Raw genomic sequence first — 25203 nt, forward strand, 5'->3', positions numbered from 1 at the left:
GAAATATAGATTAATAAATGTAAAAATAGCAAAAAACACCTACGGTATACTAATTTTCCAAACCTTTACAGTGAATGTATAATTGATTTGTAAGTGATTTCCCCAACATTTTTAGAGATTATTTCTCATTCAACACCCTGTTGATTCGTACGTAATCATTGGGGAATAAGCGGCTTAATTAACAATATATAACTAGCAGAATCTGGTTAAGCAACTGATAACCTGCAGTTTTATAGTGCTCAAAGCGAATGACATCAGAACCACTCAACCAATAGACGGAAATCTGCAGAAATGCCATTAAAAGTTCATCTACAAAATTAGGTAAGACCCTTGAGACTCTGTTCTTGGAAATACTTTTATTGTACATAGCGATACAAAGAAAGACAAATTTTACCCGGATGGAGCATTACGGCAACCTTTATGAGCAGGCCTGCAGAATTTCAACCAGAGGCGTACAAGAGGTATCGACCGGCTAAAGCTCTTTCCCACCGGCATCTGAAAACGGACGGCAAGTCGAGAAAGAAGCCCCCCATACATCGCACCTAATTCTGCTAATTGGATTGTTTTCTCTCTATTTCATTCATAGGATTTGCACATCACAAAATAATTCCGTAAATCAATGCATATAAAAAAGAGAAAGAAAAATATTGGCATGACAAATCAATTAACATCCTGCACCATAGAAGCAAGAAAAAATCCGATTCTGCCTGGCGAATACCACAAGGCGCATTTTTGGAAAATATTTTCGCCATTGATTTGCATTTTGGCTTTTCATGTCGTATCTTTGCATCGGCAAAGGAAGCACGCAGGTGTTTCCTTTTTTTGTTTCCGTCACTGCCAGCAGGTGGAAAAGGGCCAGAACGGGTTATTCATCGGGGCTGAATGAGCTTGCAAGTTGGGCCGAATCAGCTTTCAAGTGTGCCCGTTTGACATGCTCATTCGGGCTCCGCAACATCAGAAAAGCAGGAAGTTTGACTTTTCGGGACGCACAAACAACAACACTATACTTTTGAGGAAGAAAATTATGTAAGGCTATTTCGATTTCTTTCAAAAAGACTGTTAATTTTTCCAATCATCACCGACAGGACCGGAATATCCTCCCCATAGGACGAAAAAAGGGGAGGAACCGACTCTAAAAGCCGGCCCCTCCCCTTTCGCTATAATAATCTTCCGTGCCACAATGGCAACAACGGCCCAGCGCCTATGAATTCATTGACAGCAGAAACTCTTCGTTGTTGTGTGTACGCACCATACGGTCGTGAATACTGTTCATAGCCTCTATCGGATTCATATCACTGATATACTTACGCAAAATCCACATGCGGTCGAGCGTGGTCTTGTCTTGCAGCAAATCATCGCGACGCGTGCTTGAAGCCACAAGGTTGACGGCCGGGAAGATACGCTTGTTGGAGAGCGAGCGATCGAGCTGCAACTCCATGTTGCCTGTGCCCTTGAACTCCTCAAAAATCACCTCATCCATCTTCGAACCGGTGTCAATGAGAGCCGTAGCAATGATGGTGAGCGACCCTCCGCCCTCGATGTTGCGGGCCGCACCAAAGAAGCGTTTGGGCTTTTGCAGGGCATTGGCATCGACACCGCCGGTGAGCACCTTCCCACTGGCAGGCGCAACCGTGTTGTAGGCACGAGCCAAACGGGTGATGGAATCAAGGAAAATGACAACATCGTGCCCGCATTCCACCATGCGTTTCGCCTTCTCAAGCACAATGCCGGCAATCTTCACGTGGCGCTCGGCAGGCTCATCGAAAGTGGAAGCAATGACTTCCGCATTGACCGTGCGGGCCATATCGGTTACTTCCTCCGGACGCTCGTCGATGAGCAACATCATGAGATAGGCCTCGGGATGGTTGGCTGCAATGGCATTGGCAATATCCTTCATCAAAATGGTCTTACCCGTCTTGGGCTGGGCTACGATGAGCGCACGCTGGCCTTTACCGATGGGCGAGAATAAATCGACGATGCGGGTGGAGAGATTGGTGGTTTCACGGTCACCACAAAGGGTGAATTTCTCTTCGGGAAAGAGCGGAGTGAGATGCTCGAAAGGAATCCGATCACGCACCTCGGCAGGCACACGGCCGTTAATTTTGTCAATGTCGGTGAGCGGGAAATACTTTTCCCCCTCGTGCGGCGGGCGCACATGGCACTGCACCACATCGCCCGTTTTCAAACCATAGCGACGAATGAAGGTGTTGGCCACATAAATGTCATCGGGCGAAGAAAGATAGTTGTAGTCGCTGGAGCGCAGAAAACCATATCCGTCGGGCATCACCTCAAGCACACCGTTGCCGGTAATGATATTGGAGAAATCGTATTGGGGGCCTCTCTCTTCCACAGCGGGACGATAGGCGGGAACCTGCGGTGCGGCCATCATCATGGGCCGGTCGAACATGTCGTAAGTCTGCACGGCACTCTGGTCTTCGATAGGCAGGTCGACGATGGGGATAAAATCGGTCCCATCATTGGGATCACCTTCCCACACACCGGAGGCTGCGGAATCAGACTTTTCCTCGGCCACCTCATTATGGGCGTTGATTTTTTCCTGGAGTTTGGCCAACAAGTCATTGTCGGGTTGGGCCTCAGTCTGACTACCTGTGGCAAACTCCGCCTCGGGAATGAAATCCGCTGCTGACTTGTCGGCCTTTTCATCTTCCGCAGCCACAGCCTTTACATCCGCAGCCGGAGTTTCCAGATGTTGTTCTTCCACGGCAGTTTCTTTTTCTTTGGCAGCAGCTTCGGCAGCAGCAATGGCAGCAAGTTCGGCCTTGCTTTTGCGCCCGCGGTGTTTCGGAAAAACAACAGGAGCTTCAGCCTTCGCCTCTTCCGGCTGTTCCTTGGAAAGGGCAGGTTCGTCTTTAAAGAGAGGTTGTTCTTTCACCCCGGGGCCTGTAACCTGATTTTTCATGACATCGAAATTCTCACCATCGGTGCCTTTCACAGAATAGACGCGATCTTCGCGCTTGGCAATGCGTGTACGCTTACGGCGGAGACCTGTCAAAGGATGGCTGCTACCCTCCTCTTCGGCTTGTTTGTCAAGAATGGAATAGGCTAACTTTTCTTTGTCGTCACCGGCATTGAATACTGCATCAAGATCTTTGGCGATATGCTCCAATTCGGAGATATCCTTCGATAATAATTCGTCTTTACTATACATATATAAGTTATATGGTATAAAAAATCTAATGTGAAAAGAATGTTTCGCGAACGGAAACACCGTATAGTTGTATTAAAACGTGTGCAAATGTAGGGATTTTATTCGGTACTACCAAATTTTTTCCGTATTTTTGCAAACAAAAAAGAAATATATGGCCAACCAGATACCCTACCTTGATGTACAAAATCTAACGAAGAGTTTCGGAGCCGACGTGCTGTTCCGCGACATTTCGTTCTCAATAGCCGAAGGACAGAAAGTGGGGCTCATCGCACGCAACGGCACAGGCAAATCAACGTTGCTCTCCATACTCACCGACCGAGAGGGCTACGACAGTGGCAGCATCGTCTACCGGCGCGACTTGCGGGTGGGTTACCTGGAACAGACACCGGCCTTTGACCCAGAAGAAAGTGTGCTCGACGCCTGCTTCAATCATCAAGGCGAACCGGAAAGACTACTCCGTGCCAAACAGATATTGACCCAACTTCACATCAATGACATGGAGCAACCGATGGGACAGTTGAGTGGCGGGCAACAGAAACGAGTGGCCCTAGCCAATGTACTTATCACCGAACCGGACTTTCTCATCCTCGACGAGCCTACCAACCACCTCGATCTGGACATGATAGAATGGCTGGAGAGCTATCTGGCACGGGGAAACAAGACGCTGCTCATGGTGACCCACGACCGCTTTTTCCTCGACAGGGTGTGCAATCTCATCCTGGAACTCGACAACCAAACGATTTATACCTATCGGGGCAACTATGCCTACTATCTAGAGAAACGGCAGGAGCGAATCGACAATCTGCGGGCAGAGATACAACATGCCAACAATCTCTATCGCACAGAGTTGGAGTGGATGCGCCGTATGCCGCAGGCACGCGGGCACAAGGCACGCTATCGCGAAGAGGCTTTCTATGACTTGGAGCGCGTGGCCAAACAACGCATCGAAGAACGGCAGCTCCGACTGAAGGCGAGCAACGTGTATATCGGTTCGAAGATTTTCGAATGCCAATACGTATCGAAAACGTTCGATGACGAGGCTTTGGGATCGAAAGTCATCCTGCGTGACTTCTACTACAACTTCGCACGCTTTGAGAAAATGGGAATTGTGGGAAACAATGGGACAGGGAAGTCTACCTTCATCAAAATGCTCTTGGGGGCTGTCACGCCCGATAGCGGACGGTTTGACATTGGAGACACCGTAAAGTTCGGTTACTTTTCGCAAGAGGGACTAAAGTTTCGGGACGACCAACGGGTGATAGACATAATTACAGACATTGCCGACTATATCGATCTGGGGAGAGGCCGCCACATGACAGCGCGACAATTTCTACAATACTTCATGTTCAACCAGCAACAGCAACAAAACTATGTCTACAAACTGTCGGGAGGGGAACGTCGCAAACTATATCTCTGTACGGTGTTGATGCGCAATCCCAACTTCCTCGTGCTGGACGAGCCGACCAATGACCTCGACATTCAGACACTTCAGGTGCTGGAAGAATACCTGCAAGACTTCCCCGGTTGTGTGATTGTCGTCAGTCATGACCGTTATTTCATGGATAAGGTGGTGGATCACTTGTTGGTTTTCAAAGGCGAAGGGGAAATAAAAGACTTCCCCGGCAACTACACACAATACCGGGAATGGCTTGCGATGCAATCGCGGGAGGAAGCACAAAACAAAGATGTGTCACGTTCACATAATGGCAACCCCAAAAACAATGGAGAGACCTCAAGAAAACGTGAGAACAACGGCAACGGTCGGCGCCGCATGACTTACAAGGAGAAATATGAGTTTGAACAGCTTGAAAAAGCCATAGCCTCACTTGAAACAGAGCAACGACGACTGGAAGAAGAACTGTGTAGCGGAACTCTCTCCGTTGAGGACTTAACAGAAAAAAGTAAACGCCTACCACTGCTCAAGGACGAACTTGACGAAAAGAGTATGCGCTGGTTGGAATTGAGTGAAATAGAGGGATAAGAAAAATATCAATATAAATATGTATCAGGGGGGATTGTTTTCCTCCGGTTTATTCACATCATTATGGAAATCAAGAAGTCTGAATTTATAATATCGGCACCACGCGTCAGTATGTGCCCCAAAGACGACAGGCTCGAATATGCTTTTATCGGCCGTTCAAACGTGGGCAAATCGAGTCTGATCAACATGCTTTGCAACCATAAGGGACTAGCCAAAACCTCAGCTACACCGGGCAAAACCTTGCTCATCAACCATTTTATCATCAACAATGAATGGTATCTTGTAGATCTGCCGGGCTACGGATTTGCCAAACGGAGCAAAACCGTGTTGAAGCAACTGGAACAAATGATTGCGGGATATATTCTGCAACGCAAACAGCTTGCCAATGTATTTGTACTGATCGATATACGGCTCGACCCGCAGAAAATAGACCGTGAGTTTATCGATTGGCTTGGCGAAAGCAATGTTCCGTTTGCTATCGTCTTTACAAAAGCCGACAAATTAGGCCCTGTGAAAGCAAAGGCAAACGCAGCCCGTTGGATGACATCGCTCCAAGACAGGTGGGAAGAACTGCCACCCTATTTCATCACTTCGGCTGAGAAACGCACCGGGCGCGAAGAACTGCTTGACTACATAGATGAAATCAACAAGGTAATGGAGCAAAACAAGTAAGGCTATGATACTAAAAAGGAAATAATGAAAGAAATCAGTTGGGGCTTCATCGGATGCGGTGAAGTGACAGAAAAGAAATCAGGACCGGCATTCAATGAAGTGCCGGGTTCACACATAGAGGCGGTGATGAGCCGCAGTGAACGGCGGGCACGTTCGTATGCAGAGCGTCACCATGTGAGGAAATGGTACACAGACGCTCAGAAGCTTATCGACGACCCGACTGTGAACGCCATCTATATCGCCACCCCTCCTTCAAGCCATGCCACCTTTGCCATCATGGCTATGAGAGCCGGCAAACCGGTATATGTGGAGAAGCCGTTGGCGGCAAGCTACATGGACTGTGTACGTATCAACCGCATCAGTGAAGAAACGGGCATACCCTGTTTCGTGGCCTACTATCGCCGGTATCTTCCCTATTTTCAACGGGTGAAGAAAATACTGCAAAATGGAACCATCGGAGAAGTGATAAACGTTCAAGTGAGATTTTCTGTTCCTCCGCGTGACATTGATTTGCAAAAAGGTGACGCCCAACCCTGGAGACTGCGCCCCGACATTTCGGGTGGCGGGTACTTTTATGATCTGGCCCCCCATCAGATAGACTTGTTGCAAGACTATTTCGGCATCATTACGCGTGCCCACGGCTATCCTGCCAACCGAGCCCGTCTCTATCAGGCTGAAGACACCATATCGGCTTGCTTTTTCTTCGAGAGCGGTATTACGGGCAGTGGCAGCTGGTGCTTCGTAGGTCATAGAAGTGCAGAGGAAGACCGCATCGAAATTATTGGTACTAAAGGCACTCTGTCTTTTTCGGTGTTCAACTACGACCCAATACAACTGGTCACCAGTGAGGGCAAAACAAGTATCAATGTTCCCAATCCCTCCTACGTTCAGTTGCCTATCATCAGAGCTGTCATAGAAGACTTGCAAGGGTATGGACATTGTGACTGCACCAGCATCTCTGCCACTCCTACCAACTGGGTGCTTGACCGCATATTGTGGAAAAACTAAGAATGATTCTGTCAAGAAGACAAGACACGAGATTAAATAAAAGGATGAAACATGTCGGGTGCTTCATAGTAACAATGTTCTTTGTCTTTTCCATTGTCCCTTGTCGGGCTGCAGAAGAAGGAACGGTGCTGGAAGGATATCCTCTAAAGCCTGTGACTCAACCGTCGGTTATTGACGCAGACTCAACCGTAAAACCACGGAAAAGGGATCTCTTCCACCGCATAGGTGATGTCTTCACAGGGTTTTTTAAAGAATTCAACAATCCCGACACTGCCTATATCGAACCTCAGCGATATAATTTTACGGCCCTGATTCAGAACACTAACACTTACGAAGTGTATAGACTGACATCCAAACAGGGTCAAAGCATTACATTTGCTCCCGAGATGTCCTATCGCATCGGGCCATATATAGGTTGGCGGTGGGTCTTTCTGGGCTACACGATTGATGTCAATCACCTTAATGCAAGTTCACGCCATTCGTCAAAGAGAGAGTATGACTTGAGTTTGTATAGCAGTTTGCTCGGATTAGATTTCTTTTGGCGGGAAACGGGTAACGATTATAAAATCAGGCGAATGTATTTAGGAGAAGATATTGATACTTCACCGCTCAAGAATATGTCCTTTGACGGATTTAAAGCAAGCATCAAGGGTTTCAACCTTTATTATATCTTCAACCACAAAAAATTCTCTTATCCCGCAGCTTATAGCCAGTCGACAGTGCAACGTCGCTCAGCAGGCTCCGCACTTATGGGCATCGGATATACGCGCCATTCACTCAATATCGACTGGGACAAACTTGACAAACTGCTGGATGACAAGCTCAGTAACCAGACCGACGAGGTGGAAATAGACAACGGACTGCTCTTCGGCAAAGTGACCTATACGGATATTTCGGTGTCGGGAGGCTATTCCTACAACTGGGTGTTTGCACGAAATTGGCTGTTCAATGCAAGTCTTTCAGCTGCAATAGGTTACAAAGTGTCAAAAGGAGATATGGAAAAAGATAAGAACGGGACTCACCGAGGCTTCAATATTCACAATTTCAACATGGATGGTATCGGCCGATTCGGACTCGTGTGGAACAATACACATTGGTATGCCGGAGCCAGTGCTATACTTCATTCCTATAATTACAGCAAAGATCAATTCTCTACCAATAACTTCTTTGGTTCGCTCAACTTCTACGTAGGTGTAAACTTTGGCCGGAAGAAATAGCTCCAGCTTTTTGGTTTCACCTATCGCACAATGATAACACATATCCCAATATACTTGAATGATGAAAATCCTCCTTACATTTTTTTTATCTATTTCGCTATTGAATATATGCCGTTCAAATGGCATGAACGGCATTCACTCATATACAAAGGCACAAACTAAAACTGTTTTCAACGGGCAGGCCTCCATTCCGAAAAGTACTACTCCCCTCTTACACTCACACGACATCAGCTATCGCCCGACCGACAGCATACGCGTGGAGAAGATGCTTGCCGCAGCACGCCGTTTCAGCCGGCCACCGGTTTCATGGCTGCTCCATTTCGGATATCAATTTATTGGTACTCCATACGTGGGAGGCACATTGGATAGAGCAGAAAAAGAACGCCTCGTTGTAAACTTACGAGAACTGGACTGCACCACATTTGTAGAGCAAGCACTGGCCTTGGCCCGCTGTGCACAGCGGGGAGACACGTCGTTTCATTCCTTCTGCGACCAATTATGTTACATTAGATATATAGGTGGAAAGGTAGAATACACCAAACGGCAACACTACTTTACGACTTGGATTAACGACAACCAAAAAGAACAAATTGTCGAGGACATACAATCCCCCACCCCTCCTTTCACTGCCATACAGACCATTCGGGTAGATTACATGACGACACATACCTCATCGTATAAGATGCTCTATGCGCACCCGGAATGGCTCGCAGGCATCCGCAACCTCGAACAAGATATTAACGGACAGCGGTATCGATACATCCCCAAAGCACTACTTGCCAATCAAAAATTGATTCGGACAGCAATCAGGGACGGTGACATCATCGTTATACTAACCAACAAGCGGGGACTTGACACATCGCACATCGGCTTGGCCGTTTGGAGAAATGGTAATCTCCACATGCTCAATGCTTCCAGCATTCACAAAAAAGTGATAGATGAGCCTATGACATTATACCAATACATGCAACGCCATCCCTCCCAAATTGGGATTCGGATATGTAGAATGAATTAAGTTCCACTTCGAGGTGAAAGCCTTTCCATCAAAGACACACTTCATTTCCCCCCGTTTTTTAACAAAAAGAACAAAATATCGGTGCAAAAATTTGGCAGAACAAAATAAAACTACTACCTTTGCACCGCATTTGAGAAATAATGCTTGGCAATCGGATTGCAACCCCATGGAAGGATGGGTGAGTGGCTGAAACCAGCAGTTTGCTAAACTGCCGTGCGGGTTACCGTACCGGGGGTTCGAATCCCCCTCCTTCCGCCAGGCAGAGAACTTTTCTACAGATGCAACAACCATGGTCGATTCATCTAATGGTTAGGATACAAGATTCTCAATCTTGGCATAGGGGTTCGATTCCCCTATCGACTACAAAGAAAGCCCTATAAGTCGTTGATTTATAGGGCGTTTTGTTTTCACAGGGTGCAAATTGCGGCTCAGTAGAAAAAAGATGGGGAAATTTTCTACTGAGCCGCAATTCCCGATAGTGAGCCAGTTCCACAAGATTGCCATCGGGGTCACGCAGATAGAGGCTTTCCATTGCGCCCATTGCGCCCATCGCCCCATGACGTCCAACCGGACCCAATTCCACGGACTATCCCACCCGGCGAAGCTCCTCCTTCACAGTATGCAGGTTATCGTCTGTCACGAGGCAGAAATCCTGCGCCCCGTATTCGAGATACTGCGCAGCCGGCCGGAATTCGTCCTTCACAGTGTGGACATTAATTTTCTGCGTGCCGGAATACAGCGCGTGGTGTCCACCACGCTCCTCGTGCCGCATACCGAGCACAGCTGTATAGAAGTGTAGGCAGTCGGCCAGCGAACGGGTGGTAAGCACAAAATGGTCAATTTGTCTGATGCATATATTGTCTGATAAAATCTACTGTGGATAGTTGTCCCATCACATGGTCGTTCCTTTTCGCTTCTCCCCGGAGTCCAACCGCACAATCTTATCCCAATTAATGTGGCCATACTCGTCGGTAAATTCAGCGGGAACTTCATTCAAACTTGGTGGAAAACTACCCCCGCACATTCCCCAAAATAAAGAACTCGGGTCTGATATCTGAAACGACCTACAAATACCGGATGATGACAAATGCAAAAGTACAAAGAGAATAGGAAATCACCAAATTTGTGGAATATAAAGATAAGAAAACAGAACGAGATGAGCGACGTTTTGATACTATAAAAAGAGAAACGAGGAATATAATCCTTTGAATTTTCGCTTTTCTACACTTCATAAAATCGGCTTGCCGTCTGATGGTTCTTTCGGTCAATCACCACAGAAAGGCTTGATACTTGAGAGCAATGCTAGAAAGCTGCTCTATGGTAGCTGAAAATCATTATTTTTAAGTATTGCGGAGATGGGATATTCCGACTATCTTTGTACCGATGTTGCCACACTACGGCACTTCATACGAAAATAAAGCCGAAGGGGAAAGAATAAATTAACCGGAAAGATAATGACACAACAGAAAACTAACTATGGCAACTGGATACCCATGCCACTGCTGCGTATGCTCTATAGTGCCTCGGCAGCACTCCTGCTGCTTTTCGCCGCTTCGTTTGTATGGCCCCGATTGGTGACTGTGACCATTATCATGGGACTGGCGGCAGCCGTCACGCTGTCCATGACGGTCTACATGCACCTCTGCCACCGCGAATTTTCGTTTGAGGGCGGACGGTTGATGCCCAAGATACACGACTTTTTGATAGACCATCTTGACTGGGACGGGCACGGGACGCTGCTCGACATCGGCTGCGGGTCGGCTGCACTGAGCGTGCGGTGCGCCAAAGCCTATCCCGAAGCGCAGGTGACGGGCATCGACTACTGGGGCTTCGGATGGGGCTATGCCAAGGCGCAATGCGAGCGCAACGCCGAGATAGAGGGCGTGGGCGGGCGCACCCGCTTCGCAAAGGGCGACGCGGCGAAGCTCGACTTTGCCGACGAGACGTTTGACGCGGCCGTGAGCAACTTCGTGTTCCACGAGGTGAGCACCCAGCCTGACAAGCGACAACTCATCCGCGAAGCCCTGCGCGTGGTGAAGAAAGGGGGCAGCTTTGCTTTCCAAGACCTCTTCGTGCGCAAACGGCTTTATGGAAACATGGAGGAGTTTGTCACCCAGCTTCAGGCCGAGGGTATCAACGAGATACACTATATCGCTAATGTGGAGCAGACGGGGCTCATCCCGAAATATCTGCAAGCACCGTGGATGCTAGTCAACATCGGCATCATCTACGGCAAGAAATGACATATCTACATCACTATTTCAACATACGAAGGGAGTCGAGGTCGCTTGGACTTTAACTCCCTTTAACTTGTATATTCTGTACCTAACGCACACGAAAACATCTGTTTGCACGTTATCGTGACACGGGAGGCCACGTGCCACTCGGCAAAACCGAATCCCCCTAAATCCCTTCAAGACATGCACTACACTTCACACTACCGGTCGCCACTTGGAAACATCACCCTTGCCTCAGACGGTGAAGCACTTACAGGACTTTGGTTTGACGGGCAACGCTACTTCGCCGCCGGTCTGGATCCCAAGCACAGCGAATACAAACTACCCGTGTTCGACGACACTCGCCGCTGGCTCGACAACTATTTCAGCGGAAAAACACCTGATTTTACACCCCCACTCCATCTCATAGGGTCCCCATTTCGCCAACACGTGTGGACAGAATTACTTCGCATTCCCCATGGACGGGTGACCACCTACCGCCATTTGGCCAAGCTCATCGGCATCGCCTCAACGGGTGGTCCCATGTCAGCCCGGGCCGTGGGCGGGGCTGTGGGACACAATCCTGTGAGCCTAATAGTGCCCTGCCATCGCGTGGTGGGCACGGACGAAAGTCTTACGGGCTATGCAGGAGGAATGGACAAAAAACGTTTCCTGCTCGGACTGGAAGGCATAGACTGCTACCGCCTGACCGACTTCCTCTTGGAATGACTGTCGCTTCCTCCTAATACATTGATAGGATGAGGACAGGAAATAAAAAACTCCCGAGCTGTATAAGCAACTCGGGAGTTTTCTATTGAGCTGAAGATGTATCAGTTACCACGTGCAAGGCACGGTTTAGAAGAACAAATAGCGGTTGTCCACCACGTTGCCATTGAGGTAGAGCTCGTTCATGTAATTACCTGCATACTGCATAGCACGCTGTGCGAGCTTAGCTTCCTGCGCCTTGTCGTCAAACTTGCCTGGACGCATGGTGCGCCCTGTTACCTGGAAAAGGTAAACACCAGCAGCACCTTTCACGGCATGGGTAGAGAACTGTCCTTTCTTGGTAGCAGCCACAGCACCCGATAGGGCAGGCTCACTGGCTCCCGTAAGAGGAACGAAGACGGGGGCGGCAAAGGTCACCTGATTGACCATGCTCACTTTAGCACCCTTGGCTTTGGCAGCACTAATGCCGGTCACGCCCTTAACTTTGGCCATGAGTTGCTCGGCTTTCTTGTCGCGGATAACCTCGGCCTTAAGCATCTCCTTTACCTGCGCGTCGTTCATATTGCGATAGCCGGCATTATGTATCTTGTCAAGAACAACAACGAGCAGATGGTTGTTGTCACCACACTCGTACATCGGAGACACCTCCCCCTCTTTAGCTTCAAATATCCACTTGAGAGCCTCGCGGGTAGAATGAATATTGGCCACATTGTGAGTAGAAGTGGTCATGTCGTTGAGTGTCTGCAAACGGTAGCCGGCTTTCTCGGCATTCTTCTCAATGTCGGCCCCAGTGCTGTTGGCACTCACGAAGCTGGCAAACTTGTTGTAGGCTGTACGGTAGGTGTCTTTTGAGAAATCGTTGGTCTTCTTGATGACAGCAGCGGTGTAGTTTTCACTGAAAGCCTTACGAGCGGTTACCTGCACGATGATACTGCCTTGAGTGAGTTTTACGAGATTATACTTGTTGACCTCACCATTACGCACGGCATTCACCATACTCTTCTGGTCGGGTGTGTTGCTCTGCATGAGCGATCCCACGAGCTGCTGAGCCGTGGCCCAAGTCTTTGCACCGGTCTGTCCATACTTCTTGGCCAATGCCTCGAAGTCTGCACCACCCTGCAAAGCTGTATAAACGGAGTCAGCCGTAGCCGAAGCCTTAGCAGCCGTTTCACCGCCAATCTGGATGGAGCGAAATTGCACAGAGTCAGGCAGCGATACCTTGCCGAGCAGACGCACGATAGTAAGCGAGTTGTCAAGTGTACTTTCCTTCACGGCGGAAGTAACGCCCACGGCCATGCTGTCAAACTGTGCAGCCACATCCTGCGGGAAGAACTGCCGGGGAACCGGCACACCGATATACTCAACAAGCGAACCGCTCTTGCGCACCACCTCTGCGGGATCAGCAGCGGCAGCAAGTTGGGTGCGATAGCCGGCGAGCTCTTTCTGCAAGGCGGCACGGTCGGCCGGGGAAGCGGACACCTCAATGTCTACATACTTGATGTCACGGCTCTCCATGGGCTGATAGAAACGAGCCTTGAGTTGGTCGTACTTAGCCTTGAGATCACTCTCCTCCACAGTCACCTTATTGTCGGCGATATCGGAATAAGGGAAAGCGGCCAAGTTGATTTGGCTCTCCTGATTCTCATCCTCGAAAGCCATCTTTGCCTCTACAGGGTTGGAAAGGAAGCAATGGGCAAGCAGGCCCTGATACTTCTGCGCGAGCAGCTGTTGGCGCAGAGTCTTCTCAATGAAAGTCCAATAATTGTATATCTTCTGATACTGCTCCTGCATTTGCGGATTGACGGCGGCCTTGTTGGCCTTAAAATCTGCCAAAAACTTTTGCAGGGAAGCGGCATCGAAACGGCCGGTCTGCTGGTTCACGAATGGTGTCTGAAGAAGCATGGGATTGGTTCCTGCCTTCAGCACATCCTGAAGCTCGGTGTCGGTCACGGTGAGTCCGAGTTCCTTAGCTTCTTTCTCCACAAGTTTGGATTGCACATAAGTGTTCCAAACCATATCTTTCACCTGATTGAGTTGTTCCTCTGAGAGGGTCTCGGTGCCTTGTTGCATCTTAATGACTTCCTGATACTCGTCAAGGAGTTTCTGGAAATCCTGCACGCTGATTTTCTCGCCTAACACCTCGCCTACCTGCTGCCGCTGGTCGTTGCGTGAACTTTCGCACGAACGGAACAGCTCCTCAGCGATGAACGCGAAGAGACCGAAACCGATAATGCAAATCAGTATCAGGCCTCTACTTCTGATTTTTCCTAATGCTGCCATTACTTTTCTGTTGTTTTTTATTGATATTTATTTTTTCTGTTTTCTCATGTTTTCACAGGGCGGAATGCCGTTACGGCATCCTCCCAATGCAGTCGCAATCCACAGATGGAGAGAGGGATGGAGTGCCGCAAATTGTCCACAAAAATACTAATAAAAATGCAAATAGCGTCATTTTTTGAGTAAAAAATGTGGTTAAGAGCTGTTTTTACAGCCGTCAAGTGGTTTTGTGCAATTTCACCAGCTCTATTTTCGTCATTGAAGCCTTGAGTATCTTGATGTCATAAGAACCTATCTTCACGATTTCGTTGAGTTTGGGAAAACTCTGATAGTCGTGTAGGATGAGTCCGCCGAGGGTCATATAATCGTCGCTTTCAGGCAGTCCGAGATCGAACATCTCATTGATTTTGTCTATCTCCAAACGCGCTGAGAGCACGTAGTCACCATCATCGGTACGCTTGGCGATGTACTTGTCACTGTCGTGCTCGTCTTCGATGTCACCGAAGATCTCCTCTACGATGTCTTCGAGTGCCACGATGCCGCTCGTGCCGCCAAACTCATCGACCACCACACCGAGAGTTTTCTTCTGCTGCATGAATATCTTCATGAGCTTCTGCGCCGCCATGGTCTCAGGCACAAAAGGCATGGTGCGCACGTGGTCTATCCACCGGCGAGGGTTGCGAAACATCTCTGAGGAGTGTATGTAACCGATGATGTGGTCGATGTCTTCACGATAAACGATAATCTTGGAGTTGCCGCTCTCAATGAAGAGTTGCCGAAGCTCCTCAAGCGGCGCATTCTCCTCAATGGCGTTGATCTCAGTGCGGGGCACCATGCAGTCGCGTACCTTTGTATCGGAAAAGTCAAGAGCGTTCTGGAAAATCTTCACTTCGTCTTCTATCTCATCGTCGCTGCGAGCACTATCGATACTGGAAGAGACGAGGTAGTCAAGGTCTACTTTGGAGAATCCCTCGTCGTCGCTTCCCTGTTCCATGCGAATACCCAAAAAGCGCAAGCACATCTTCGAGAGGAAGGTGGCCAACCGGGCGATGGGCCAAAGCATGATATAAAACACATAGGCCGGCAGGGCAAAAACGGCCAACAACGTATTGGGGTTGCTTTTGAACAAGGTTTTAGGAAGAAACTCCCCCGTAAAGAGGATGACGAAGGTGGAAAGCAGCGTGTCGGCCGGGACAGTAAAGGCCGGGTCAAGGCCGCGGAAGATGGTATTATCGAACAGTCGGGCTATGAGAATGCCATAGACTACAAGCACGATATTGTTGCCCACAAGCATCGTGGAAACGAAGCCGTTGGGATGATTGTAGAAAATAGAGATGAACCGTTGGGAAAAGCCATACCGTCCCTTGTCTACCTCAGCCAGCATACGGTTGCTGGAGACAAACGCGATCTCCATGCCGCTGAAATAGGCGGAGAGGAGCATCGTCACAAGGATGCCAACAATGAGTGGTATATCAATGGTTTCTGTCATCAGTCGTTGAAGGGGGGCCGGTTAGTGTGTTAATGGTATGGAGGTATTCTTGCTGCGTGGCGTGGTCTGTGGGCGCACAAGAGCCTTCACAGTATCAGGCTGACTGCGCATGGTGTCGCGCTCGCCGCTCAGGTCCCCTTTCTCGAACGAACCTTTCGAGTTGCTTACATAGTAGCGCGTCATGGTGTCATTGCTTCGGAAATAGGTGCCTTCAAGGGTGCGTTCGGGGGTCACCAGCCGAGAATAGCGATGCGAATAGAGTTCGTGATCGAGCTCGTTCCAGAAGAGTTCTTCACTTGAGAAGCGGAGGCCGTCCTTAGTAAGGATGCGCACCCGGCCCCGCAATTCCCAAAGCTTCTTCTGGTCAAAGTAGTAGGCCGTATCGCATTGGATGTAGGAGTTGACGTGAAACTTCTCGTCAAACTGCGTGAGAAACACTCCCTTGTCGAACACCCAGCGCGATGGATTACGGTTGGGGTTGATTTCCCACCGCTCGGTTACGATGCGGTATTTAATAACCCCGGAGTCGGAGATGAGTGTGTTCACACCATAACTGGTCATCAGCGCCACCGAGTCGCGAGCATAGATGGCAGGAGCCGTGTGTTCCACCTGCTCTTCGCACGCACCCAACAACAGAATGCCCGCAACAGCCGGAAGCAGCGACCACAATCTAAGGCTATCGGCCCACGACTGAAATATCTTACGGATGATCCCCCTCTGCCTGTCCATGCTCAATCCACCTTCCACTTCATGAACCAACGCTCATTGAACGTGAGTCCGATGTTGATGCGGAAAGTGTTCTCCTTGATGAGTCCGTCGGCCGAACGGTTCACCCACTGTCCGCTGATGTTGAGAATGGAGCGGTTGTTGGCCGAGTTGATGATGGGAATACCGAAACCGGCACTGACGGAAATTTCCTTGGGGCCATCCTGTCCGTTGATAGTATAATAAGGTGTAGCGTAGCTTGCCCCGACACGGTAGCGGATGCGGTCGAAGAAGCGGCGTCCCATGGGATTGTTACAGAACTCGCCACCGGCAGTGAGCTTACTGCGGTCTTTGTAGAAGCCGCTCCTCATGGTATAGGTGTGTGACTCATAGATCGGAGCTTCTAAAGAGGACCATTTCTGTAAGCTGTAGTCCACGCCCACTTTCCACCGATTCTGGTGGTTAAAGGCAAAACCGGCTCCGAATATATGGGGAATCTTATGGCTGAGCGAGGCACCGCCGAGCGTGTCGGCCCCGATAACAGACATCTGCGACGATGAAGTAACAGTGTAGGAACGCACCACCACTCTCGGTTCGCCACCTATGTCGTGGCCCGGACTGTAGGTAAGACCAAGCGTCAACCGGTCTTTCTTACTCAAGGGCAAAGTGTATTGAAGACCGAAGTCGAACTTGTAGCTGCGCATGTCGGCCGTATAGATGCGCATGAGATTGGTGGATGAAGAACCGCTGAAAACATTGTTTACTGTGCGAGTGTAGTTACCCCATAGATAAGAAGCGTTGGCACCGAAAGCAAAACCCTTAAAAGGTTCCCAGCCGAAACCGAGATATACCTGATGCAGGCCACCGCTGCCAGAATACTCATTGGTGTAGGTCGTGTTGTTGGCATCGCCATTCACCGTGCCCGAAAAAGAATAGTCGTAGCCCACATTGGTGAAAGGCAACACACCGAAACTCACGCCCAAGTGACGAGCAGCACGGAAACCGGCTTGCACATATTCGAGATCGGCGTTCTTGGCATTCACCTTGCGGCTATTCTCCTTAAAGTTGGTAAGCTGCCCGGAAATACCCATATCAAAGATGAAACTCAGCGAATCGAGCGCAGAATAGGAAGCAGGGTTGATGTAGTTCACCTGATTGTGCTCGCGAAAGCCCAGTCCCAACCCGTTCATACCGCGATTGAAGCCACTTGTCTGGTCGCTCAGCTCACCAAGGCCGTACTGGCTATAAGGAGAATTCGTGCCGCTTTGGGCAAACGAACTTGTAACCAATACAACCAACGAGGCAGTTGCCAATATCTTTTTCATCTGCTTAACGTATTTCTATTAGACGGTGTCACGCGCGCCAATGCGGCATAAGACGGCTGCAAATTTATTGATTTTTTTCGAGATAATAGCATGATAAGTCAGAAATATAAGTTATTTTTGCATCGTGAAACGTTTTAAACATCTTTTCGGCGCACTCTCCGTCGTGATTTTAACCTCTTTTACGACGGTCGACGCAGCCGTTCCTACACCGGTTCCGGGTGCCACCGCCTCTGTCGAAGAAGGCAATGCGACAGCTGTACCGAACGCTTCCAAAGGAGCATCGGCCCCTGACGGATGGCTCGACTCGCTCGACATCGGTCTGCTCACCTGTGGACCGGGGCAGGAAGTGTACTCCTATTACGGGCACACGGCACTGCGTATAAACGATCGTGCCCACGGACAAGACATCGTTGTGAATTACGGTATCTTCTCGTTTCGCCAGAACCATTTCATTCTGCGCTTCGTGTTTGGTCTCACCGACTACTCTATGGGCATCGTGTCCACCAGCGATTTCATTGCCGAATATGCCTCCGAGGGGCGCTGGGTGGTGGAACAGCGGCTGCATCTCTCACCAACCGAGAAGCTCCGCATCGTCAACGCCATCAACGAAAACTATTTGCCCGAGAACAGGACATACCGCTACAACTATTTTTACGACAACTGTACGACGCGGGCTCGCGATATGGTGCTCAACCATCTCGACTCGGGTATCCTGCTCGGTCTAGCCGATACTCATGCGTCGGCCGGCACACGACACATGGAAGAACCACCTGCCGGGGCGATCTATCCCTCATGGAGACAACTCATCCACGCCCACAACGGTAACCATCGCTGGGCGCGTTTCGGCAATGACTTGCTTCTCGGGTTCAAAGCCGACAGCCCGACGACCTATGGGGAGCAGGAGTTTCTACCCGACAACTTGCGCAGGGACTTTGACGCCGTGCGCCGTACGATGCCGAGCTATGCCGTCGTCGGACTGGTAGACACTACTGTATGGCTCATTCCAGCACAGCAAATAACCGTGGAGAGCGGCTCCGAAACCTTCGCCGACCGCATCACCCCACTTGACGCATTCCTCGCTTTGGCCGCCATCGTGGCACTGCTGACCGTATGGGAACGCAAAAAGAAGTTAAACTTCTGGTGGCTTGACCTCCAGCTCATGCTGGTTTCAGGATTGGCAGGAATCGTCTTGTTGGCTATGGTGTTCTCGCAGCACCCCACAGTGAGACTCAACTTGCAGATATTGTTGCTTAACCCGCTGAACACCATATATCTATACCCTGTGATAAAACAACTGCGCAAAGGGCACATCCATCGCTATTGGTATGTCTGGACAGGGATGGTTGTTGCCGGTATTTTGGGCTACATGCTCCAAGAATACGCCGAGGGCATCATCGTTTTGGCATTCATTTTGCTGGGTAGGGGCATTGTGCAATGTACACACCGACAACAAATAGAGCTCACCGACCGATGATGAACCGATATATCACAGCCCTGCTCGTTGTACTCGCTGCAACAGGTGTCGAAGCGCAGACCTACCGGTCGGCACTCAAATTGGCGTTGGGTGACCTCTCGGCCGAGCAAATTATCGGTCAACCAGAAGCCAAAGCACTAGAAGAAGATCTCCTGACCATCATCAAAGCCCTCAAGCAGGCCGATCTTAATGGTCCTCACGAACTGAAACACATCACTGGCACGGCTTTTTTCCGTGCCACCGAAGAGGCTTTACAGCCTGCGGTCACGAAGACCTGCCCCGCCGAGGGAGAGGCATCGTTATTGATCGCAGACTGTAAGGTTTTTGTTTTTATTCGAGGACCCGATGATACAAGAGCCGTTTGGGCTCTATTCGAAAGAAATGCGTAATCCATGATTTCTGCCCTACGGGCAATATCGAATAAAAACAAAAAGACAAACAAAACATGAATTTCAGTAAAATATTAAAAAGTCTATTCGGAGACAAGTCGTCTCGTGACATGAAACTCATTCAGCCTTTCGTGGAAGAGGTGAAGAAGAAATATCCCGAAATCAAGGCGTTGAGCAATGACCAACTGCGCGCCAAGACCAAAGAAATACAGCAATACGTGCAGCAGTCGGCCAAAGAACAGAAAGACAAGATCTCCAAACTCAAGGCTACCATCGAAGACACACCCATCGACGAACGCGAAGAGATATTCAACCAGATAGACAAATTGGAGAAAGAGGCACTTGACATCTACGAGAAGGCACTCAACGAGGTGATGCCCACGGCTTTCGCCATCGTAAAAGATACGGCTCGCCGCTTTGCCGAAAATGAGGAAACAGTGGTCACTGCCACCGACTTCGATCGTGAACTGGCGGCTGATCCGGCCAAGGACTTCATCACCATCGACGGCGATAAGGCCATCTATCACAACCACTGGACGGCAGGCGGCAATGACCTGAAATGGGAAATGGTGCACTACGACGTGCAACTCTTCGGAGGCGTGGTGCTCCATCAGGGCAAAATCGCCGAAATGGCAACGGGTGAAGGTAAAACCCTTGTGGCCACGTTGCCTGTGTTTCTCAACGCTCTTACGGGCAACGGCGTGCATGTGGTAACGGTGAACGACTATCTGGCCAAGCGCGACTCCGAGTGGATGGGCCCGCTCTATGAGTTCAACGGACTGTCGGTGGACTGTATCGACAAGCACCAACCTAACTCCGAGGCTCGCCGTCGCGCCTATCAGGCCGACATCACCTTCGGCACCAACAATGAGTTCGGCTTCGACTATCTGCGCGACAACATGGCCGTGTCGCCTGCCGACCTCGTGCAGCGGCAACACAACTACGCCATCGTCGACGAGGTAGACTCCGTACTCATCGACGATGCCCGCACGCCGCTCATTATCTCCGGTCCCGTGCCCAAAGGCGACGACCAGATGTTTGAGGAATACCAGCCCCTCGTGGAACGCCTCTACGAGGTACAGCGCAAACTGGCTACGGAATTTTTGGCCGAAGCCCGCAGTAAAATCAAGGAGGGCAACGAGAAGAAAGACCAAAAGATGCTTGACGAGGGATTCCTCGCCCTCTACCGTTCGTTCAAGTGTTTGCCCAAGAACAAGCCGCTCATCAAGTATCTCTCGGAAGAAGGAATCAAAGCCGGTATGCTCAAAACGGAGGAATACTACATGGCCAATAACAACCGTGAGATGCCAAAGGCCGTGGAACCACTCTACTTCGTGGTGGACGAGAAGCTCAACTCCTGCGACCTCACCGACAAGGGAACCGAGTGGTTGGCCAAGCAGGTGAACGACAAAAACCTCTTCGTGTTGCCCGACATCACCTCGCAGCTCTCCGCACTCGAAGCAGAAACCGGCCTGAGTGATCAGGAACGCCTTGACCGCAAAGACGAGATGCTAAGCTACTATGCCGTGCAGAGCGAGCGCGTACACACCCTGCAACAGTTGCTCAAGGCCTACACCATGTTCAACAAGGACGATGAATATGTGGTGATGAACGACGAGGTGAAAATCGTAGACGAACAGACGGGCCGTATCATGGAGGGCCGCCGGTGGAGCGACGGACTGCATCAGGCCATTGAGGCTAAAGAGCATGTGAAAGTGGAGGCTGCCACGCAGACCTTTGCCACCATCACACTGCAAAACTACTTCCGCATGTATCACAAGCTGGCCGGTATGACCGGTACGGCATCCACCGAGGCCGGCGAGTTCTGGGACATCTATAAACTCGATGTGGTGGAGATTCCCACCAACCGCCCCATTGCCCGCAACGATCAGGAAGACCGTGTCTACAAGACCCAGCGCGAGAAATACAATGCCGTGATCGAGGAGATTGAAGCCATGCGCAACAGCGGTCGTCCAAGCCTCGTGGGCACCACTTCTGTGGAAATATCCGAACTGCTGAGCAAGATGCTGAGTATGCGCAAGATACCTCACCAGGTGCTCAATGCCAAACTCCACCAAAAGGAAGCCGACATCGTAGCCGAGGCCGGACGCTCCACCAATGGGTTGGGGGCCGTGACCATCGCTACCAACATGGCCGGACGCGGTACCGACATCAAGCTCTCACCTGAGGTGAAGGCTGCCGGTGGACTTGCCATCATCGGCACCGAGCGCCATGAGAGCCGCCGTGTAGACCGCCAGTTGCGCGGTCGTGCAGGCCGTCAAGGCGACCCGGGGTCCTCTGTGTTCTACGTTTCGCTCGAAGACAAACTCATGCGCCTTTTCGGCAGCGAGCGCATCGCCAAAGTGATGGACCGTCTCGGATTTGAAGATGGCGAACGCATTGAGAGTTCGATGATATCCAATTCCATTGAGCGCGCACAGAAGAAGGTAGAGGAAAACAACTTCGGCATCCGTAAACACCTGCTCGAATACGACGACGTGATGAACAAACAGCGCACCGTGATCTACGAGAAGCGCCGTCACGCCCTCATGGGTGAGCGCATCGGCATGGACATTACCAACATCATCTGGGACCGCGTGGTCAACATCATCGAGAACAACGACTACGAGGGAGCCAAGGAGCAGTTCCTCAAGGTGCTGGCCATGGAAGTGCCATTCAGTGAAGACGAGTTCATCTCCACCGCCAAGGCCGATCTCGAGGAGCGCGTGTTCCAAGAGACGATGGCCGTGTTTAAGCGTAAGACCGACCGCATACAGAGCGTGGCCTGGCCTATCATAAAAGAGGTGTATGAAAATCAAGGAGCCATCTACGAGCGTATCATGGTGCCCATCACCGATGGAAAGCGCGTCTACAACATCGGCTGCAACCTCAAAGAAGCCTACGACTCGGAGGCCAAATCGGTGGTGAAGCAATTTGAGAAGGTCATCATGCTTCACATCATCGACGACTGTTGGAAGGAGAACCTGCGCCAGCTCGACGAGTTACGCCACTCCGTGCAGAACGCTTCCTACGAGCAGAAAGACCCGCTGCTCATCTTCAAGCTCGAGAGTGCCAAACTTTGGGATGCCATGATTGACGAGATGAACAACCGCACGGCCTCCATCCTCATGCGTGGACAGATACCCGAGATGCAGCAGCAGGTGCAGGAAGCCGCACCCGAGGAGCGCAGCCAACGCTACATGGAGCAGAAAGACGATCTTGAAGAGGCCCGTCGAGCCCAACAGCAGGCTGCCAATCAAGACACGCGTGCCACAGGTGGCCGACCCCATCACCAGCCCATCGTGAAAGAAGCCATGCCGCGCCCCAATGACCCGTGCCCCTGCGGTTCGGGCAAGAAATTCAAGAATTGCCACGGCCGCAACCTCTAAGCGGGCTGAACCGAAACACATAAACCAAGAGGACATGCCTTTCTTGCCGGGCATGTCCTCTTTTTGTATTTCCTCCCCATAGTCTTGCTCCACACGAACCAACGTATACCTTTGGAAATACAAAAACAAAAGTATTCCCATCACAAAGCAAATAGAGGAATCAAGGGTATTCCTGTCTTTTCCACCCCAAAAATTTTGCACTCTGCAAAAGTTATGCTATTTTTGCAAAGCAAATATATTCACCAATGAAGAAACTGTCAATCTTGCTCCTCATAGCCATAGCACTACTGTCGCTCGGCGCGTGTAAATCAGCCGAGTTTGCCAAGCAGGTAGCCTATTTCCAAAACGCAGACGAGGCTGATCTTACGGGCTCGAAGCGTCCATTCGATGCGCACATCATGCCCAAAGACTATCTGCAGATCACCGTACACGCGCTTGATCCGCGCGCGTCGGACCTCTTCAACCTCAACGTGCAAACCACCACAGGCACCACCGCCACTTCCTACGCGAGCAACAGCACACAGCTCTACCTCGTAGACAATGATGGCAACATTCAGTTTCCCGTGGTAGGCAAGATAGCACTGAGCGGACTCACCGTCAGGCAAGCCGAGGAGCACATCATGGACAAGATAGCACCCTACTTCACCCAGAATGCCGGAGCCATGGTGACAGTGAAGATGCAAAACTATGTGGTCACCGTGACGGGAGAAGTGGCCAATCCGAAGTCCATCACCGTGCCCACTGAGAAAATCAGCATCCTTGAGGCCATCGCCCAAGCCGGCGACCTAACCATCTACGGCCGCCGCGACAACGTAATGCTCATCCGCGAAGACGCTACAGGGGCCAAGGTGGTTCACCGCTTCAACCTCAATGATGCCAATGTGCTCAACGACCCTTACTACTATCTCCAGCAAAACGACGTGGTGTACGTGGAACCCAACGAGGTGAAGAAAGGGGCATCCGAAATCAGCACGAGCACCACCTACTGGTTTTCACTGGCCGGAATATCCACTTCCGTGGCTACGCTCATCTCCAACATTTGGCGCAAATAAGGTAACCATTGCCGGTACTTCGGAATATTTACATTTATTACTCCGCATCGGCATCTCGATCTAAAAATATTATCTTTGCATCAACAAGGGAAACACACGGTGTTTCCCTTGTTTCAATGCCTAATCCTTTCAAATCCCCCCAACAGTCCCTATCCCATACCTCCTAAAGAGGCTCTTCCGTTACTTCTGCCAAAACTGAAGGATGGTAATTTCCACAAACAAAGAGAATGCGGAGGAGGGCCAACACTTGCGTTCGCCCCCCTCCACATTCTAAAGAAAATATCTGTTTGCCGGGGTTAGTCCTTCAACGAATAAGTGACAGTAGTGACCACCCTCACCTTTTTAATATAAGGCGTGTTCGAGTCTCGGTCTTCTATCGAGAACTGGCCTTGGTCGGCATTCATGATCTTATCGAGTTTACTCTTGCTGTTCTCGGCAAACTGTCTGGCTGTCTGTTCGGCATTCTCTATCGCCTCCTGCATCATCTTGGGTTTCATCTTGCGAAAGGCGACATACTCATACTTCACAGGGTTGTCGTAACCGCCATCTACGATAGCGACACCTTTTTGGAGAAGTTCGCCCTGACGGGCAATGATACTGCGCACAAGCTTCACATTGTTAGATGTAACCGTGATAATAGACGTGATATTGTAGCGATAAGGCTGCCTGTTGTCACCATACCGCTCGGCATTGAGGTCGATGACGACAGGAGCATTCACGCTGATTTCACTTGTTTTCACGCCATTGGCTATCAAGAAATGTCTAATGACATGCGTTGTAGTATTAATTTTCTGATAGAGTTCGGGTAAGTCGTTGCCTATTTCCTTTGAAAGGATAGGCCACGTCACCTTGTCAGCCTCGACTTCTTTCTCTGACAAGCCCTTCACCACGACCTTACGGTCTTTACCTGCCAAGCCATCCAAGCCCGACTTGATGCAACATCCAAGCGCAATGATGCCGATGGCTAAGATTGCAGCTTGCTTGATACCTGTGTTAATGTTCATAACTTTCCAATTTAAGTTTTCCACCATATAAAAGATGGGGGAGATAAAAAGTAACAGTCATTCGATAAGAATCTATACTTTTGCCTCGCTAAATG

General features: G+C 50.1%; 19 protein-coding genes and 2 tRNA genes. 14 read left to right on the plus strand and 7 right to left on the minus strand.

Going from position 1 to position 25203, the window contains the following annotated elements; genetic code table 11:
• Positions 1 to 652: 652 nt before the first annotated feature.
• Positions 653 to 886: a hypothetical protein gene (locus tag HMPREF6485_RS09255; protein WP_155814402.1), complete on the plus strand. Its 234-nt coding sequence runs from the start codon at positions 653 to 655 to the stop codon at positions 884 to 886.
• Between the two features lie 315 nt (positions 887 to 1201).
• Here the strand turns inward: HMPREF6485_RS09255 and rho are convergent, their stop codons facing one another.
• Positions 1202 to 3169, minus strand: a complete 1968-nt coding sequence (gene rho / locus HMPREF6485_RS09260) for a transcription termination factor Rho (RefSeq protein ID WP_004346152.1) — start codon at positions 3167 to 3169, stop codon at positions 1202 to 1204.
• Positions 3170 to 3320: 151 nt separating this feature from the next.
• On the opposite strand from rho, the gene abc-f reads away from it, so the two are divergent.
• The 7 genes from abc-f to HMPREF6485_RS09295 all read left to right on the plus strand — a co-directional run bounded on the left by abc-f (position 3321) and on the right by HMPREF6485_RS09295 (position 9425).
• Positions 3321 to 5150 (plus strand): ribosomal protection-like ABC-F family protein, encoded by a 1830-nt coding sequence (abc-f, locus tag HMPREF6485_RS09265; RefSeq protein ID WP_004346153.1) that lies wholly within the window; start codon positions 3321 to 3323, stop codon positions 5148 to 5150.
• 63 nt (positions 5151 to 5213) lie between these two features.
• The gene (gene yihA / locus HMPREF6485_RS09270; protein WP_004341838.1) at positions 5214 to 5822 is read left to right on the plus strand and encodes a ribosome biogenesis GTP-binding protein YihA/YsxC; all 609 of its coding nucleotides are present in this window, start codon (positions 5214 to 5216) and stop codon (positions 5820 to 5822) included.
• 24 nt (positions 5823 to 5846) lie between these two features.
• The gene (locus HMPREF6485_RS09275; RefSeq protein WP_004346154.1) at positions 5847 to 6830 is read left to right on the plus strand and encodes a Gfo/Idh/MocA family protein; all 984 of its coding nucleotides are present in this window, start codon (positions 5847 to 5849) and stop codon (positions 6828 to 6830) included.
• 74 nt (positions 6831 to 6904) lie between these two features.
• Positions 6905 to 8047 (plus strand): DUF4421 domain-containing protein, encoded by a 1143-nt coding sequence (locus HMPREF6485_RS09280; RefSeq protein ID WP_052296819.1) that lies wholly within the window; start codon positions 6905 to 6907, stop codon positions 8045 to 8047.
• A 124-nt stretch (positions 8048 to 8171) separates the two neighbouring features.
• Entirely contained in the window at positions 8172 to 9062 is an 891-nt protein-coding gene (locus tag HMPREF6485_RS09285) for an N-acetylmuramoyl-L-alanine amidase-like domain-containing protein (protein ID WP_007412388.1), read from the plus strand.
• Positions 9063 to 9230: 168 nt separating this feature from the next.
• Positions 9231 to 9320 (plus strand) — tRNA-Ser (locus HMPREF6485_RS09290).
• Between the two features lie 33 nt (positions 9321 to 9353).
• Positions 9354 to 9425: transfer RNA gene (locus HMPREF6485_RS09295), tRNA-Glu, on the plus strand.
• Positions 9426 to 9648: 223 nt separating this feature from the next.
• On the opposite strand, the gene HMPREF6485_RS14510 is transcribed toward HMPREF6485_RS09295, so the two are convergent.
• Positions 9649 to 9891 carry a VOC family protein gene (locus HMPREF6485_RS14510; protein WP_004346157.1) on the minus strand — a complete coding sequence of 81 codons (243 nt, stop codon included), beginning with the start codon at positions 9889 to 9891 and terminating at the stop codon, positions 9649 to 9651.
• A 625-nt stretch (positions 9892 to 10516) separates the two neighbouring features.
• Here HMPREF6485_RS14510 and HMPREF6485_RS09305 point away from each other — a divergent pair.
• The gene (locus tag HMPREF6485_RS09305) at positions 10517 to 11305 is read left to right on the plus strand and encodes a class I SAM-dependent methyltransferase (RefSeq protein ID WP_004346158.1); all 789 of its coding nucleotides are present in this window, start codon (positions 10517 to 10519) and stop codon (positions 11303 to 11305) included.
• A gap of 177 nt (positions 11306 to 11482) precedes the next feature.
• A complete protein-coding gene (locus tag HMPREF6485_RS09310; RefSeq protein ID WP_004346159.1) occupies positions 11483 to 12007 on the plus strand; it encodes a methylated-DNA--[protein]-cysteine S-methyltransferase in 525 nt (174 codons plus the stop codon).
• 126 nt (positions 12008 to 12133) lie between these two features.
• On the opposite strand, the gene HMPREF6485_RS09315 is transcribed toward HMPREF6485_RS09310, so the two are convergent.
• From HMPREF6485_RS09315 to HMPREF6485_RS09330, 4 genes are all read right to left on the minus strand, one after another.
• The gene (locus HMPREF6485_RS09315; RefSeq protein ID WP_004346160.1) at positions 12134 to 14284 is read right to left on the minus strand and encodes a peptidylprolyl isomerase; all 2151 of its coding nucleotides are present in this window, start codon (positions 14282 to 14284) and stop codon (positions 12134 to 12136) included.
• Positions 14285 to 14498: 214 nt separating this feature from the next.
• The gene (locus tag HMPREF6485_RS09320) at positions 14499 to 15770 is read right to left on the minus strand and encodes a hemolysin family protein (RefSeq protein ID WP_004346162.1); all 1272 of its coding nucleotides are present in this window, start codon (positions 15768 to 15770) and stop codon (positions 14499 to 14501) included.
• A 21-nt stretch (positions 15771 to 15791) separates the two neighbouring features.
• Positions 15792 to 16499, minus strand: a complete 708-nt coding sequence (locus HMPREF6485_RS09325; protein WP_004346163.1) for an LptA/OstA family protein — start codon at positions 16497 to 16499, stop codon at positions 15792 to 15794.
• A gap of 2 nt (positions 16500 to 16501) precedes the next feature.
• Positions 16502 to 17800 carry a porin family protein gene (locus HMPREF6485_RS09330; protein WP_004346164.1) on the minus strand — a complete coding sequence of 433 codons (1299 nt, stop codon included), beginning with the start codon at positions 17798 to 17800 and terminating at the stop codon, positions 16502 to 16504.
• A gap of 124 nt (positions 17801 to 17924) precedes the next feature.
• Here HMPREF6485_RS09330 and HMPREF6485_RS09335 point away from each other — a divergent pair, with 124 nt between their 5' ends.
• The 4 genes from HMPREF6485_RS09335 to HMPREF6485_RS09350 all read left to right on the plus strand — a co-directional run bounded on the left by HMPREF6485_RS09335 (position 17925) and on the right by HMPREF6485_RS09350 (position 24104).
• The gene (locus tag HMPREF6485_RS09335; protein WP_004346165.1) at positions 17925 to 19274 is read left to right on the plus strand and encodes an Lnb N-terminal periplasmic domain-containing protein; all 1350 of its coding nucleotides are present in this window, start codon (positions 17925 to 17927) and stop codon (positions 19272 to 19274) included.
• Positions 19271 to 19663 carry a hypothetical protein gene (locus HMPREF6485_RS09340; protein WP_004346166.1) on the plus strand — a complete coding sequence of 131 codons (393 nt, stop codon included), beginning with the start codon at positions 19271 to 19273 and terminating at the stop codon, positions 19661 to 19663. The genes HMPREF6485_RS09335 and HMPREF6485_RS09340 overlap by 4 nt, the downstream gene beginning before the upstream one ends.
• A gap of 56 nt (positions 19664 to 19719) precedes the next feature.
• Positions 19720 to 23052 (plus strand): preprotein translocase subunit SecA, encoded by a 3333-nt coding sequence (gene secA / locus HMPREF6485_RS09345; RefSeq protein ID WP_004346167.1) that lies wholly within the window; start codon positions 19720 to 19722, stop codon positions 23050 to 23052.
• A 245-nt stretch (positions 23053 to 23297) separates the two neighbouring features.
• Positions 23298 to 24104, plus strand: a complete 807-nt coding sequence (locus HMPREF6485_RS09350; protein ID WP_004346168.1) for a polysaccharide biosynthesis/export family protein — start codon at positions 23298 to 23300, stop codon at positions 24102 to 24104.
• Positions 24105 to 24400: 296 nt separating this feature from the next.
• Here HMPREF6485_RS09350 and HMPREF6485_RS09355 read toward each other — a convergent pair whose 3' ends face one another.
• Complete coding sequence (locus tag HMPREF6485_RS09355) at positions 24401 to 25108, minus strand: SIMPL domain-containing protein (protein ID WP_147279903.1); 708 nt, start codon at positions 25106 to 25108, stop codon at positions 24401 to 24403.
• Positions 25109 to 25203 lie beyond the last annotated feature (95 nt).

Source organism: Segatella buccae ATCC 33574, from assembly GCF_000184945.1.
GTDB lineage: Bacteria > Bacteroidota > Bacteroidia > Bacteroidales > Bacteroidaceae > Prevotella > Prevotella buccae.